Here is a 13,887-nt window from a genome sequence, read left to right as displayed (position 1 = left end):
GGACATCGAGGGCCTCCTCGTCGGATGCGGAACCTAGACACTTCCACTCCAACGCAGGAGGCCCTCCTCATGCATCAACCAGCGCAGATAAGTCGCCGCACCTCAACCAACCACCCTGGGCAGTACACCTAGGTGTATTTCCCAGGGAGGTTGTGAACGCGGGCTGCGGGGACGAGGCCTCCGATGCCGGTGTGGGGTCGGTGGTGATTGTAGTGATGCACCCAGTCCGGGTAGGCGGCCGCCCGGGCCTGTTCTGAACTGTAGGGCCGGGCATAGGCCCACTCGGCGGCCAGGGTGCGGTTGAACCGCTCGACCTTGCCGTTGGTCTGGGGCCGATAGGGGCGGGTGCGTTTGTGCGCCACCGCTGGCCCCAGCGCGTTCCGGAAGTCGTGAGAGCGGTAGCAGGCACCGTTGTCAGTGAGCACCCTCGCCACGGTGATCCCGTGACCGGCGAAGAACGCGCTGGCGCGGGTCCAGAAGCCCGCGGCGGTCTCCTTGCGCTCATCGGCGAGGATTTCCGAGTACGCCAGCCGCGAGTGGTCATCCACGGCGTGGTGCAAGAACGCATACCCCAGCCCGGTGCGCGGATTGTTCTTCCGCCCCGCCTCCCGGCCCAGCACCCGGTGCCCGCCACCGTTGGGGATCCGCCCGAGTTTCTTCACATCCACGTGCACCAGGTCCCCGGGCTTCTCGTGCTCGTAGCGCACCACCGCCGGCCGGCGCACCGGCAGGCCGGTGACCTGGTCCAGGTGAGCCAACAGCGGCGCCCGGTGGCGGGCCAGCACCTGCCCGACCGTGGAGTGGGCCAGGCCCAGGTGGTAACCGATCCGGTGCGGGCCCCACCGGCGGGTGACCCGCAGGGCCAGGATCCGCCGCTCGACCCGACGGGGTGTCTGCCGGGGGCTGGTGTGCGGGCGGGAGGAGCGGTCGGTCATGGGTTCCCCGGCCCGGTAGCGGGCGGCCCATTTGGCGGCGGTGGCCGGGGCGCACTGGAAGCGTTCAGCGGCCCGGCGCACCGTCCATCCGTCCTCGACGATCGTACGGGCCAGCCGCAGCCGGCCGGTGGGGGTCAACGGGGCATTAGGGTGAGTCACGAGGACCTCCGGTGGGTCGAGGAAGGTGTGGTAACCCCTTCGATACCGGAGGTCCTCGCCTCATGTGCTCACGCCACGCTGATCACAACCTCCCTGGGAACTACACCTAGGCCCTCAGCTGGCCGGGGCGTCCCCGGTGACCCAGGCGGTGACCAGGCGGGTGAGCTGCGGGTCCACCGGCAGCGGCTGCGCGTCGAGCCGGCGCACCGGCACGGCCAGGCGCACGCTGGAGACGAGCCACACGGCGTCCGCCGTCATGAGGTCCGCGGGGTACAGCGGCCCGTAGCCGAGCTCCCAGCCGTCCCGGCGGGCGGCCGCGAAGATCTTGGCCTGGGTGGTCCCGGGGAGGATCCCGTGCGAGGGCTCGGGCGTCACGAGCGTGCGCGCGCCCTCGCGCACGCGGGCGCAGATCACCGAGGACGTCGCCCCCTCCAGCACCCGCCGGTCCTCCGCGGTGAAGACCGCCTCGTCCGCCCCGAGCGAGCGGGCGTGGCGCAGGGCGGCCATGTTGACGGCGTAGGAGAGGGTCTTGGCGCCGGGCAGCAGCCACGGGTACCCGGCGTCCTGGGCGGGGTCGTGCCCACGCGGCAGCAGGACCGCGTCGACGCCCTCGCGGCGCTGACGGAACGTGGACTCCGGCACGGGGGTCACCGCGATCCACGACCAGGGGCCGTCCTCGGGGGTGCCGCGGCTGACCACGATCTTCACGCTGTGCTCCGCGCCGAGACCGCCCTCCCCGCCGGGGGCGGCGTGGGCGAGGGCCAGCCCGGCCGCCGCCCGGTACACCGCCGCGTCCGGCACCGGCAGCTGCGCCAGCCGGGCGGAGGCGGTCAGGCGCTGGTAGTGGGCCTCGAACTTCTGCACCCGACCGTCGACGGCGCGCATGGTCTCGAACACCCCGTCCCCGCGGGTGAGGCCCTGGTCGTCGATCCGCACGAGCGGGACGGCCGGGTCGACCAGGGCCCCCTCGGGGCGGGCGGCGTCGAGGACGACGACGGTGCTGGTCACGGGCTCTCCTGTCGGTGCGTCCGGTCGTTCAGCTCACGGGGCCCGGGTGCAGGATGTCGACCCGGTCCCACACGGGGTCCTCCGCGAGGTAGGCCTCCTCCTGGGCCGCCCACCGGTCCCAGTGCTTGGCGTAGTAGTGGCCGTCCCGGCTCAGGGCCCGGTCGTAGCGCAGGGCCGTGGGCAGCTCCACCCACACCGAGACGTCCAGCAGCTCGCGGGCCGCGGCGCTGCAGGCGCCCACGCCCTCGAGCACCACGACCTCGGCCACGCGGGTCAGCCGCGGGGTGCCGGGGGTGCCGGTCATCCAGTCCCAGGCCGTCCACTCGGCGTCGCGGCCCTCCCGCAGCGGGGCCAGGACGGTCTCGACGTAGGCGCGGGTCCCGGCCTCGAGCCCGTCCCAGCCGGGGTAGAGGTCCTCCAGGTGGAAGACGGTGACGTCCCGGACGGGCCGCAGCACCGTGCACAGCTGCTCGGCGAGGGTGGTCTTGCCGGCGCCCGAGCGGCCGTCGAGGCCGACGAGATAGGGGCGGCGGCTCGGGCTGGGGAGCAGGCGGGCCAGGTCGATGCCTGCGGCGTTGGACGCGGCGAGCGCCGGGTCCAGCTGGAGGTCGACGTCGATCACCTGCGGTCGCGTCCCCGGGGGCGGGCGGCGACCGCGCGCGGACGTCGGGGGCCGTCCACGCGCACGGGTGCGATCGGATACATAGCGGGCATTGTAAGCCGGGCCGCGCGCCGTCGGGAAGAGCGGGGGCCGTCGACGGGGACGGACCCCTGAATTGAGCGGACCCGACTCAACTTAGGTTGACAATCGGCGCTCATGTGACAGACTTGAGCCAGGAAAACTCAAGCAGTGAGACCTCCGGGTCCCGGGCCCCCGGCCCGCCCGGTACAGCTCGACACGAAGGAGAACACCCGCATGTCCCGTGCAGTAGGAATCGACCTCGGCACCACCAACTCCTGCGTGGCGGTGCTCGAGGGCGGCGAGCCCACCGTCATCGCCAACGCGGAGGGCAACCGCACCACCCCCTCGGTCGTCGCCTTCTCCAAGGACGGCGAGACCCTCGTCGGCGACATCGCCAAACGCCAGGCCGTGACCAACGTGGAGCGCACCATCGCCTCCGTCAAGCGCCACATGGGCACCGACTGGACCAAGGAGATCGACGGCAAGCGGTACACCCCGCAGGAGATCTCCGCACGCATCCTCATGAAGCTCAAGACCGACGCCGAGTCCTACCTCGGCGACAAGGTCACCGACGCCGTGATCACCGTCCCGGCGTACTTCAACGACGCCGAGCGCCAGGCCACCAAGGAGGCCGGCGAGGTCGCGGGCCTGAACGTCCTGCGCATCGTCAACGAGCCCACCGCCGCGGCGCTCGCCTACGGCCTGGAGAAGGGCAAGGAGGACGAGCTCATCCTCGTCTTCGACCTCGGCGGCGGCACCTTCGACGTCTCCCTGCTGGAGGTCGGCAAGGACGAGGACCAGTTCTCGACCATCCAGGTCCGCGCCACCGCCGGTGACAACCGCCTGGGCGGCGACGACTGGGACCAGCGCATCGTCGACTGGCTGCTGTCGCAGGTGCGGTCCAAGACCGGGGCGGACCTGTCCAAGGACAAGATCGCCCTCCAGCGCCTCAAGGAGACCGCCGAGCAGGCCAAGAAGGAGCTGTCCTCCGCGACCAGCACCAACATCTCCCTGCAGTACCTCTCCGTGACCCCCGAGGGCCCGGTGCACCTGGACGAGCGCCTCACCCGCGCCAAGTTCGAGGAGCTCACCCGTGACCTCCTGGAGCGCACCGAGAAGCCGTTCAAGGACGTCATCGCCGAGGCCGGGATCTCCGTGGCGGACATCGACCACGTGGTCCTCGTCGGCGGCTCGACCCGCATGCCCGCCGTCGCCGAGACCGTGCAGCGTCTCGCCGGCAAGGAGCCCAACAAGGGCGTGAACCCGGACGAGGTCGTCGCCGTCGGCGCCGCCATCCAGGCCGGCGTGCTCAAGGGCGACCGCAAGGACGTGCTGCTGATCGACGTGACCCCGCTGTCGCTGGGCATCGAGACCAAGGGCGGCGTGATGACCAAGCTCATCGAGCGCAACACGGCCATCCCGACCAAGCGCTCCGAGACCTTCACCACCGCCGAGGACAACCAGCCGTCCGTGTCCATCCAGGTCTTCCAGGGCGAGCGCCAGTTCACCCGGGACAACAAGAACCTGGGCACGTTCGAGCTGACCGGCATCGCCCCGGCCCCGCGCGGCATGCCGCAGATCGAGGTCACCTTCGACATCGACGCCAACGGCATCGTGCACGTGTCCGCCAAGGACAAGGGCACCGGCAAGGAGCAGTCGATGACCATCACCGGCGGCTCGTCGCTGTCGAAGGAGGACATCGAGCGCATGGTCAAGGACGCCGAGGCCAACGCCGAGGCCGACCGGGTGCGCCGCGAGGCCGCCGACCTGCGCAACAACGCGGAGCAGCAGGCCTACTCCATCGAGAAGCTGCTGAAGGACAACGACGAGAAGCTGCCCGAGGACGTCAAGTCCGAGGTGCGCGGCGACGTCGACGCCCTGAAGAAGGCGCTCGAGGGCGAGGACGACGACGCCGTGAAGTCGGCCTACGAGAAGCTGCAGCAGTCCCAGACCAAGCTCGGCGAGGCGCTCTACGCGCAGCCCTCCGCCGACGGCGCGGAGGGTGCCCCCGGTGCGGGTGCCACGGGCGCGGCCGGCGACGAGGACATCGTCGACGCCGAGGTCGTCGACGACGAGAACGAGAAGAAGTGAGCATGGCCGACCCCACACCCGATCCCGACCAGAACCCGGCGCCCGGCGCCGCGGACGAGGCCGCGCAGGACTCCGGCGCCGACCGGGCCCCCCGGGGCGAGGCCGGCCCGGAGGGGCTGACCGTCGACGACATCCTGGACACCCCCCAGTCCTCCGACGCCGAGTCGGCCGACCGGACGGGGTCCGCGGAGGCCGCGGGCGCGCCGGCGGCGGACGCCCTCGCCGCGGAGCGCCTGGAGGAGCTGCGCCGGCTGCAGGCCGAGTTCGTGAACTTCAAGCACCGCACGGCGCGCGAGAAGGAGCAGCTGCGCACGTTCGTCACGGGCGACCTGCTGCAGGCGCTGCTGCCGGTGTTCGACGACATCGACGCGGCCCGCCAGGCCGGTGACCTCTCGGAGGGCCCGTTCGCGTCCATCGCGAACAAGCTCGAGGAGATCCTGGTCCGCCAGGGCCTGTCCCGCATCGGGGCCGTCGGGGAGAAGTTCGACCCGACCGTCCACGAGGCCGTCCTGCAGCAGCCCACCAGCCAGGTCGAGCCCGACCAGGTCTCCATGGTGCTGCGCTCCGGCTTCAAGATCGGCGAGCGCATCGTGCGGCCAGCCCAGGTCGCCGTCGCGGTCGCCGAGTGAGGCCGGGCACGGCCTGATCCGGGCGACGGGAGGGGAGGTCCGGCAGCGGGCCTCCCCTCGCCGTCCCGGCACCCACCCCAGGACTCCCGTCCGGGCTCTGTCCACAGGGCCCCCGACCGGCCCACCAGAAAGGAGGCGTCATGGCCAGCCAGGACTGGATCGACAAGGACTTCTACAGCATTCTCGGCGTCTCCAAGGACGCGTCCGACGCCGACATCAAGAAGGCGTACCGCAAGCTCGCCCGCCAGTACCACCCGGACCAGAACCAGGGCGACGCGGAGGCCGAGAAGAGGTTCAAGGACATCACGGAGGCGAACTCCGTGCTCTCCGACCCCGAGGAGCGCAAGCAGTACGACGCGATCCGCGCCATGGGCTCCGGCGCCCGCTTCACCGCGGGCGGCCCCGGTGGCGGCGGCGGGTCCGCGAACTTCGAGGACCTCTTCGGCGACCTCTTCAGCGGCGGCGGCGGACGCCGCCGCACCACCTACAGCACCCCCGGCGGCGGCTTCGGGGGCGGCGGCGGCTTCGAGGACCTGTTCACGCAGTTCGGGGGCGCCGGCGGTTACGGCGCCCCGGGCGGCTACCAGGCCCCGCCGGCCCGCGGCGAGGACATCCGCACGGAGACCACCATCCCGTTCCGCTCCGCGGTCCAGGGCACCACGGTCAAGCTGCGCCGCGGCAACGGCCAGGAGACCACGGTGCGCGTGCCGCGCGGCGTGCGCGACGGGCAGAAGCTCAAGCTCGCCGGCAAGGGCCACTCCGGCCCCGGCGGGCCCGGTGACCTCTACGTCACGGTGCACGTGAGCCCCCACCCGGTCTTCACGCGCGTGGAGGGCGCGGACGACGTCGAGCTCACCGTGCCGATCACGTTCCCGGAGGCCGCCCTGGGCGCGACCATCGAGGTGCCCACGCTGGACGGCGCGGCCGTGAAGCTCAAGGTGCCCGCGGGCACGTCGTCGGGCCGGCGCTTCCGCGTGAAGGGCCGCGGCTTCGCCACCGCCAAGGGCACGGGCAACATGATCGTCACCGTCGAGGTGCACGTGCCGGCCGAGCTAGACGAGCCGGCCCGCGCCGCCGTCCGGGCGTTCGCCGAGGCGACCGCGGGCGAGGACCCGCGGGTGGAGCTGGCGCGGAAGGCCAGGGTCTGAGATGGCCCTCGACGCCGACCAGCCGCTGTTCGTGATCTCCGTGGCCGCGGAGATCGCCGAGATGCACCCGCAGACCCTGCGCCAGTACGACCGGCTCGGCCTCGTCAAGCCGTCCCGGGCGCCGGGGAGGGCCCGCCGCTACTCGCAGCGGGACATCGAGAAGCTGCAGCAGATCCAGGTGCTCTCCCAGCAGGGCGTGTCCCTCGAGGGCATCCGGCGGATCCTGCAGCTCGAGAACCAGGTCGCGGCGCTGCAGGCGAGGGTCGCGGAGCTGAGCCAGGAGCTGGAGGAGTCCCGCGAGCGGGCCGAGGAGTCCTCCCGGATCTTCGCCGCCGGCGTCGGGGGGGACATCGTGCGGATGGCCCGCGGCTCGCGCCCGCGCGCCCGCAAGGTCTCCCAGGCCGTCGTGCTCTACCGGCCCCCGCTGCCGGAGCGCCGGCAGGAGCGCTGAGAGGACCGGGCCTGGCGGCCCGGGCTGGGAGGCACGCCGCGCAGACCCCCGCGCCGGGCCTCCGCGCGGGGAGCAGCTGGGGGGACGGCGGCGAAGCCGTCCCCCTCCGGTGCCGCGGCGCTCACGGCAGGCGGCGGTAGGTGAGGTCCCGCGGGATCCGGCCGGCCTCCTGCGCCTTGCGCTCGAAGCTGGTCAGGACCCGGCCCTCCCAGCGCGGGGCCCAGCCCACGTCGGGGTGCTCGTCGTCGGCGAGCGGCCCCGGGTGGAGGTTCTCGAAGCGGGGGGAGGCGTCGAGGACCTCCCGCATCACCACGGCGTACTCCTGCCAGTCGGTGGCCAGCCGCCACAGCCCGCCCGGGCGCAGCACGCGGGCGGCGAGCTCCGCGAACGCGGGCGAGACGAGCCGGCGCTTGTGGTGGCGCGTCTTGTGCCAGGGGTCCGGGAAGAACACCCACAGCTCCTCCACCGAGGCCGGCCCGAGCAGGTGCTCCAGGACCTCCGGGGCGTTGGCCTGCACCACCCGGACGTTGTCCACGCCGGCCTGCCCGGCCTTGAGCAGCAGGTCCGCGATGCCGGGCTTGTACACCTCGACGGCCAGGAAGTCGCGCTCGGGGTGCGCGGCGGCGGCGGCCACGATCGCCTCGCCCAGCCCGGAGCCGACCTCCACCACCAGGGGTGCCTCGCGACCGAAGGCCGCCGCGGCGTCGAAGTCGTGGTCCGGGTGCACCGACGTGTCCGTGCGCACCCGCGGCACGTCCAGCACACGGGTGGGGGCCCAGTCGTCCCAGGCCTTCTGCCGGCGGGCGGTGAGGCGGTCGCCGCGGCGGACGAAGGAGTACGGCTGGCGGTGGAACGCCTCGGGGACGGCACCCGGGACGGGCGCCTGCGCGGGTTCCTGCGCAGGCTCGTCGGCGGGTTCTTCGGCGGGGGAGGGGATCTGCTCGGTCATCGCCCTACATCCTAGGGCCCCGGGCGCCGGAGGCGGCCCCGGGCACGGGCGGCTCCGCCCAACGCCGGCGCGGGGCCTCCCAGGTCGCGAACCGGGCGAGGATGCCGTCGGCGTCCTCGGCGACCACCGCGGCGTCCCGGTACTGCGGGCGCACCAGCCCCGCGGCGGCCATGGAGCCCACCGCCTCCAGCAGCGGCGTCCAGTACCCCGAGACGTTGAGGAAGCCGACCGGCTTGGCGTGCACGCCGACCTGGAGCCAGGTCCACGCCTCGAAGATCTCCTCGAGGGTGCCCAGCCCGCCGGGCAGCGCGACGAACCCGTCGGCGAGCGCGGCCATCTCCGCCTTGCGCTCGTGCATCGTCCGCACGACCCGCAGCTCGGTCAGGCCCGTGTGGGCGGTCTCGTCGTCGACCAGGGACTGCGGCATCACCCCGATCACCTCCCCGCCCGCGGCGAGCGCGGCGTCGGCGACGACGCCCATCAGGCCCACGTGGCCGCCGCCGTAGACGACGCCCACGCCCCGGCGGGCGAGGGTGGTGGCGAAGGCCCGGGCGGCCTCGGTGAACGCGGGGTCGGAGCCGAAGGAGGCCCCGGTGTACACGGCGAGTCTCATGGGGCCATTGTCCCGGGTCCGGCCGTAACAGCCGGGAAACGGCGCGGGACCAGAATGTGGGGGTTCCGGCCGGCCGGTGTCCGGCGCACGGCCCAACGTGTGATTCAATGCCTGCGGCTGAGACGGATATCACAGCCGTTCCGTTCCCGCTTCCCCGATCCACCCGACACCCACGGGAGACCACATGCTCGAGACCATTGAGACCGCCCTCGGCACGCTGGGCGGCATCATCTGGGGGCCCTACGTCCTCATCCCCCTGCTGCTGCTCACCGGCGTCTACCTGACGGTGCGCCTCGGCGGCGTCCAGTTCCGCAAGCTGGGCTCCGCCCTGCGCCTGGCCCTGTTCGACCGCAAGGACGAGGGCGCCGAGGAGGGCGACGTCTCCCAGTTCCAGGCCCTCACCACCGCGCTCGCGGCGACCGTGGGCACCGGCAACATCGTGGGCGTGGCCACCGCGATCTCCATCGGCGGACCCGGCGCCCTGTTCTGGATGTGGGTCACCGGCCTGTTCGGCATGGCCTCGAAGTACTCGGAGGCGTTCCTGGCCGTGCGCTTCCGCACCAAGGACGCCAAGGGCGAGATCTCGGGCGGCCCGCAGTACTACCTCGAGCGCGGCATCCGCAACGGCTTCGGGAAGTTCCTGGCGCTGTTCTTCGCGATCGCGGCGGCCCTGGCCGCCTTCGGGATCGGCAACATGACCCAGGGCAACTCCATCGCCACGAACCTGGAGAGCTCCTTCAGCGTCCCCACCTGGCTCACCGGCGTCGTGCTCACGGTCCTGACCCTGGTGGTCCTCGTGGGCGGGATCAAGTCCATCGGCAAGGTCACCGCCGGCTTCGTGCCGGTCATGATCCTGTTCTACGTCCTGGGGGCGCTCTACATCCTCATCGTCAACGTGACGGAGATCCCCGCCGCGCTGGTCCTCGTCTTCACGGACGCGTTCACCGGCACCGCCGCGACGGGCGGGTTCATCGGCTCCACCCTGGCCCTGGCCGTGCGCTACGGCGTGGCCCGCGGCATCTTCTCCAACGAGTCCGGCATGGGCTCCGCGGCCATCGCCGCCGCCGCCGCGCAGACCACCCACCCGGTCCGCCAGGGCCTGGTCTCCATGACCCAGACCTTCATCGACACCATCATCGTGGTCTCCTGCACCGGCCTGGTCATCGTCACCACCGGCGTGTGGGAGCAGGGCGGGGAGTTCGCCGCGACCATGACCGGTGACGCGTTCACGCACGGCCTGCCCGGCCAGTGGGGGCACGTCGTCGTCACCGTCGGCCTCGTGATGTTCGCCTACTCCACGATCCTCGGCTGGGCCTACTACGGCGAGCGGTGCATGGAGCGGCTCTTCGGCCGTGCCGCGGTGATGCCCTACCGCGTGGTGTTCTCCCTGGTCGTCTACGTGGGCTGCACCGTCCCGCTGGCGGTCGTGTGGAACTTCGCCGACGTCATGAACGGCCTGATGGCGATCCCCAACCTCATCGGCCTGCTCATCCTCTCGGGCCTCGTCGCCCGCGAGACCAAGCACTATCTGAGCAACGACCCGAAGCTGCGCGCCGACCGCCGGCAGGTCGACGCCTTCATGGAGGGCCACCCCGGGGCGATCGACTCCTACGAGCGCACCGGCGTCTGAGCCCGGGCGCGGCGGCGCCGACCGCCGCACCGCCGGGCGCCCGAGGGCCCGGCCTCCTGACGGGGGCCGGGCCCTCCGTCTAGCCTGGGGGCATGAACCCACTCCCCGAGCCCCGCCCCTTCTCCTGCGCGGACGCGACCGGCGCCGTCCACGACCAGGGCGCCCACGTCGTCGAATGGATCCCCACGGGCCACGCCCCGGTGCTGTGGCTGTCCCCGAGCACGGCCCTCGAGCGGGGCCGGCCCATCCGCGGCGGCGTCCCCGTCTGCTTCCCGTGGTTCGCCGACGGGCCCTCGGGCGGGACGGAGCCCAAGCACGGCTTCACCCGGACGCTGCCCTGGCACGTCCTGACGCGGGAGTCCTCCGACCACGAGGCCGTGGTCGTCTACGGGTTCTCCGACGCGGACGTCACGGACCCGGCGCACCGGGAGCTGTTCCCGCACCGCTTCGAGGCCGAGTACGTCGTGCGCTTCGGGCCCGAGCTCGTGCTCGAGCTGAGCGTCACCAACACCGACGACCACGCGTTCGACTTCGAGGAGGCGCTCCACACCTACTTCGTGGTGGGCGACATCCGGCACGTGCGGATCCAGGGGCTGGACGGGGCGACCTACCGGGACAAGGTCACGGGCGAGGACGGGTGCGTGCAGGAGGGGGAGGTGACGTTCGAGGGCGAAACCGACCGGGTCTACGACTCGGCCGGGGAGGTCGCCGTCGTCGACGAGCAGCTCGGCCGCGTCCTGCGGATCCGCAGGACCGGCTCCGCGAACGCCGTGGTGTGGAACCCGTGGGCGGAGAAGGCCGCCGGGCAGCCCGACGTGGGCGACGGCTGGACCGACTTCGTGTGCGTGGAGGGCGCCAACGCCCTGGCCAACGCCGTGCACCTGGAACCGGGCCGGACCCACACCATGGGCTACCGGGTGTCGGTCGAGGCCACGGCCGGGGACGTGGGCGCGTCGCCGGCCTGACGCGGACGGTGCGACCCGGACGGTGCGACCCGGACGGTCGGAACGGCGGGCGGGTCCGGGGCCGTCCTCCCGCCGCCTCCGGCGTCCCGGGCCACGGCCCGCGGCGCGGAAGAACGGGTGCCGCCCGTCCCGCAGGACGAGCGGCACCCGTGGCGGCGCGGGGCGAGGACCCTACTTGGAGACCACCAGGGCCGCGGCGATCGCGGCGAGGAAGACGTCCTTGGACAGGCCCACGCCGGCCTCGCTCGGGCGGACGCCGTCCTCCTGCGTCATGTCCGGGTTGCTGAAGTACAGCGACAGCAGCCCGGCGGAGAACGCGCCGAGCGCCAGGCCGGCCAGGCGCTTGCTGACGAAGGGGGTCAGCAGGGCGGCGCCGATGCCGATCTCGGAGTACGCCACGAACTTGCCGAAGGTGTCCGCGTCCCACTCCTTGAACTGCGGCACGCCGGTCGCGGCGAACTGCTTGAGCCCCTCGGCGGCCTCGGTGGGAAGGTCCTTCTTGCCGTAGCCGGACTGGAGCAGGTAGGCGCCGGAGACGCCGCGCAGGATCGCGTTGGAGAGGCTCATGGTCGGGTCCTTTCAGGAGGGGGCGGGCTCGTGGAGACGTCAACGACACTATCAGGGGCGTTGTTCCCCGGGCCGGGAGAAACCCGGCCCGGCGGGTCCGGGCGGGGCCCGAATGGGGTCGCCACCGTGCTCTCGCCCACACTTCCGCAGCGGTTACCGGCCGGTGCTGTAGGGTGGGCGGTATTGCACATGGCACTGTTGCCCCGACGACGGGGGAACAGGCAGGCGTCGAGCACCCCGTTCTTCTTCGCGCGGCACCGTTCCAGACGGTTTCTGCCCGCTCCTAGGGGCTCCAGGAGTCATTCGGCGCAACCCGGCGCGCTACCCCCTTGCCGGGACATCCGATCGAAAGACGTATCCCAGTTTTGGCTACTTTCACCGACCTTGGCGTGCCCAAGGCCCTTTCCGCCGTCCTCGCCCAGCAGGGCATCGAGTCGGCGTTCCCGATCCAGGAGAAGACCCTCCCCGACTCCCTCGCCGGGCGCGACGTGCTCGGCCGCGGCAGGACCGGCTCCGGCAAGACCGTGGCGTTCGCGCTGCCGCTGGTGTCCCGGCTCGCCGGGCTCACCGGCAACGGCGCCCGCGCCGCCCGCCGCCCGAACCGGCCCACCGGCCTGGTCCTGGCCCCCACCCGCGAGCTCGCCACCCAGATCGACCGGACGATCGCCCCGCTGGCCGAGGCCGCCGGGCTGACCACCACCGTGATCTTCGGCGGCGTCTCGCAGAAGAACCAGGAGAAGGCGCTCGCCAAGGGCGCCGACATCGTCATCGCGTGCCCCGGCCGCCTCGAGGACCTGCTCAAGCAGAACGTCCTCACCCTGGACGACGTCCGGGTGACGGTCATCGACGAGGCCGACCACATGGCCGACATGGGCTTCCTGCCCGTGGTGACCCGCATCCTCAAGCGCACCCCGCAGGGTGGGCAGCGGCTGCTGTTCTCGGCGACGCTCGACGGCGGCGTGGACAAGCTCGTGAAGCAGTTCCTGTCCAACCCGGTCAAGCACTCGGTGGACGCCCCGCAGGCCGCCGTGTCCACCATGGAGCACCACGTGCTCGTCGTGGACGCGGACGAGAAGCAGGAGCTCGTCGAGGCCCTCGCCTCCGGCACGGGCCGCCGCGTGATGTTCACGCGCACCAAGCACCGCGCCAAGAAGATGGCCCGCCGGCTCACGCAGCTGGGCATCCCCGCCGTGGACCTGCACGGCAACCTGTCGCAGAACGCCCGGGACCGCAACCTCGCCCAGTTCTCCGCCGGTGAGGTGCGCGTGCTCGTGGCCACGGACGTCGCCGCCCGCGGCGTGCACGTGGACGAGGTCGAGCTGGTCGTGCACATCGACCCGCCCACCGAGCACAAGTCCTACCTGCACCGCTCGGGGCGCACCGCCCGCGCCGGCGCCTCCGGCTCCGTCGTCACGGTGGCTACCAAGGAGGAGCGCCGCGAGGTCACGCAGCTCATGAAGGCCGCCGGCGTCACGGCGGACTTCGACGCCGTGACCCTCGGCTCGCAGGTCGTCGCCGACCTGATCGGCGAGCGCGCCGAGAAGGTCGACTACGTGCCCCAGCCCGTCCAGGTCCAGGGCGGCGCCCGCTCCGGCGGCGCCCGCACCGGCCAGGGACGCGCCCGCTCGGGCGGCGGCCGCGGCCGCGGCGGCCAGACCCGTGCCGACCAGCCGCGCAGCGCCTCCCGCGATCAGCGCTCCGAGGGCGGCAACCGCGGCGGCTCCCGCCCCGGCACCGGCTCGGCCTCCCGCTCGGCGGCGCCGGCGCGCTCCTCCGCGCCGTCCCGCTCCTCGGCCTCGTCGCGCTCCGCAGCACCGGCGTACTCCACCGAGTCCATGCCGGACCGCGCCACCCAGGCCGCGGCGGCGCGCCGCCGCAGCCGCAGCCCGCGCCGCGCCTCGGCCCCCCAGGGCGCCGCGACGCGCTGAGCCCGCTCCGTCCGCGAGGGCGCACCACCCGCCGACCGGCACCACGCCGGAGCGGGAGGTGCGCCCGCGCGGCCGTCCGGGACACCGGGGACGCCCTCGACGCGGCGGTCGGGTCCTCGCGACGGCCGCGGG

At 72.9% G+C, this 13,887-nt stretch carries 13 protein-coding genes; 7 read left to right on the top strand and 6 right to left on the bottom strand.

The genetic code is table 11. The features are described 5' to 3' along the window. Positions 1 to 128 precede the first annotated feature (128 nt). From M3185_RS14520 to M3185_RS14510, 3 genes are all read right to left on the bottom strand, one after another. Positions 129 to 1,094: an IS481 family transposase gene (locus tag M3185_RS14520; protein WP_251334393.1), complete on the bottom strand. Its 966-nt coding sequence runs from the start codon at positions 1,092 to 1,094 to the stop codon at positions 129 to 131. 114 nt (positions 1,095 to 1,208) lie between these two features. Then, the gene (locus M3185_RS14515) at positions 1,209 to 2,102 is read right to left on the bottom strand and encodes an aminotransferase class IV (RefSeq protein WP_251334392.1); all 894 of its coding nucleotides are present in this window, start codon (positions 2,100 to 2,102) and stop codon (positions 1,209 to 1,211) included. Positions 2,103 to 2,130: 28 nt separating this feature from the next. Further along, entirely contained in the window at positions 2,131 to 2,724 is a 594-nt protein-coding gene (locus tag M3185_RS14510; RefSeq protein ID WP_251334391.1) for a uridine kinase family protein, read from the bottom strand. Positions 2,725 to 3,018: 294 nt separating this feature from the next. Here M3185_RS14510 and dnaK point away from each other — a divergent pair, with 294 nt between their 5' ends. The 4 genes from dnaK (at position 3,019) to M3185_RS14490 (ending at position 7,103) form a co-directional block, all read left to right on the top strand. Beyond that, positions 3,019 to 4,875, top strand: a complete 1,857-nt coding sequence (gene dnaK, locus M3185_RS14505; RefSeq protein ID WP_251334390.1) for a molecular chaperone DnaK — start codon at positions 3,019 to 3,021, stop codon at positions 4,873 to 4,875. Beyond that, the gene (locus tag M3185_RS14500; RefSeq protein ID WP_374238525.1) at positions 4,872 to 5,504 is read left to right on the top strand and encodes a nucleotide exchange factor GrpE; all 633 of its coding nucleotides are present in this window, start codon (positions 4,872 to 4,874) and stop codon (positions 5,502 to 5,504) included. Before dnaK ends, M3185_RS14500 begins: the two co-directional genes overlap by 4 nt. Before the next feature lie 140 nt (positions 5,505 to 5,644). Continuing rightward, complete coding sequence (locus M3185_RS14495; RefSeq protein ID WP_251334388.1) at positions 5,645 to 6,652, top strand: DnaJ C-terminal domain-containing protein; 1,008 nt, start codon at positions 5,645 to 5,647, stop codon at positions 6,650 to 6,652. A gap of 1 nt (position 6,653) precedes the next feature. Continuing rightward, a complete protein-coding gene (locus M3185_RS14490) occupies positions 6,654 to 7,103 on the top strand; it encodes a heat shock protein transcriptional repressor HspR (RefSeq protein ID WP_251334387.1) in 450 nt (149 codons plus the stop codon). Between the two features lie 121 nt (positions 7,104 to 7,224). Here the strand turns inward: M3185_RS14490 and trmB are convergent, their stop codons facing one another. Continuing rightward, positions 7,225 to 8,052: a tRNA (guanosine(46)-N7)-methyltransferase TrmB gene (gene trmB / locus M3185_RS14485; protein ID WP_251334386.1), complete on the bottom strand. Its 828-nt coding sequence runs from the start codon at positions 8,050 to 8,052 to the stop codon at positions 7,225 to 7,227. Positions 8,053 to 8,056: 4 nt separating this feature from the next. Beyond that, positions 8,057 to 8,665, bottom strand: a complete 609-nt coding sequence (locus M3185_RS14480; protein ID WP_251334385.1) for an LOG family protein — start codon at positions 8,663 to 8,665, stop codon at positions 8,057 to 8,059. Positions 8,666 to 8,849: 184 nt separating this feature from the next. On the opposite strand from M3185_RS14480, the gene M3185_RS14475 reads away from it, so the two are divergent. Continuing rightward, entirely contained in the window at positions 8,850 to 10,295 is a 1,446-nt protein-coding gene (locus tag M3185_RS14475; protein WP_251334384.1) for an alanine/glycine:cation symporter family protein, read from the top strand. 92 nt (positions 10,296 to 10,387) lie between these two features. Continuing rightward, a complete protein-coding gene (locus M3185_RS14470) occupies positions 10,388 to 11,260 on the top strand; it encodes a D-hexose-6-phosphate mutarotase (protein ID WP_251334383.1) in 873 nt (290 codons plus the stop codon). Positions 11,261 to 11,431: 171 nt separating this feature from the next. Here the strand turns inward: M3185_RS14470 and M3185_RS14465 are convergent, their stop codons facing one another. Beyond that, positions 11,432 to 11,827, bottom strand: coding sequence for a hypothetical protein (locus M3185_RS14465; protein WP_251334382.1), 396 nt, complete (start codon positions 11,825 to 11,827; stop codon positions 11,432 to 11,434). Positions 11,828 to 12,216: 389 nt separating this feature from the next. On the opposite strand from M3185_RS14465, the gene M3185_RS14460 reads away from it, so the two are divergent. After that, on the top strand, positions 12,217 to 13,755 hold the full coding sequence (locus M3185_RS14460) for a DEAD/DEAH box helicase (RefSeq protein ID WP_251334381.1): 1,539 nt from the start codon (positions 12,217 to 12,219) through the stop codon (positions 13,753 to 13,755). Positions 13,756 to 13,887 lie beyond the last annotated feature (132 nt).

Source organism: Kocuria rosea (assembly GCF_023715525.1).
In the GTDB taxonomy this organism is placed as follows: Bacteria; Actinomycetota; Actinomycetes; order Actinomycetales; family Micrococcaceae; genus Kocuria; species Kocuria rosea_A.
Note: the sequence above shows the minus strand (reverse complement) of the source record. Positions and strands in the feature narration are given on the sequence as shown.

What these genes read in the sequence shown, in the direction of transcription:
- M3185_RS14495 (WP_251334388.1), top strand. Translation starts at nt 5,645, where the DNA reads ATGGCCAGCCAGGACTGGATCGACAAGGACTTCTACAGCATTCTCGGC.
- M3185_RS14470 (WP_251334383.1), top strand. Translation starts at nt 10,388, where the DNA reads ATGAACCCACTCCCCGAGCCCCGCCCCTTCTCCTGCGCGGACGCGACC.
- M3185_RS14490 (WP_251334387.1), top strand. Translation starts at nt 6,654, where the DNA reads ATGGCCCTCGACGCCGACCAGCCGCTGTTCGTGATCTCCGTGGCCGCG.
- M3185_RS14480 (WP_251334385.1), bottom strand. Translation starts at nt 8,665, where the DNA reads ATGAGACTCGCCGTGTACACCGGGGCCTCCTTCGGCTCCGACCCCGCG.
- trmB (WP_251334386.1), bottom strand. Translation starts at nt 8,052, where the DNA reads ATGACCGAGCAGATCCCCTCCCCCGCCGAAGAACCCGCCGACGAGCCT.
- M3185_RS14475 (WP_251334384.1), top strand. Translation starts at nt 8,850, where the DNA reads ATGCTCGAGACCATTGAGACCGCCCTCGGCACGCTGGGCGGCATCATC.
- dnaK (WP_251334390.1), top strand. Translation starts at nt 3,019, where the DNA reads ATGTCCCGTGCAGTAGGAATCGACCTCGGCACCACCAACTCCTGCGTG.
- M3185_RS14465 (WP_251334382.1), bottom strand. Translation starts at nt 11,827, where the DNA reads ATGAGCCTCTCCAACGCGATCCTGCGCGGCGTCTCCGGCGCCTACCTG.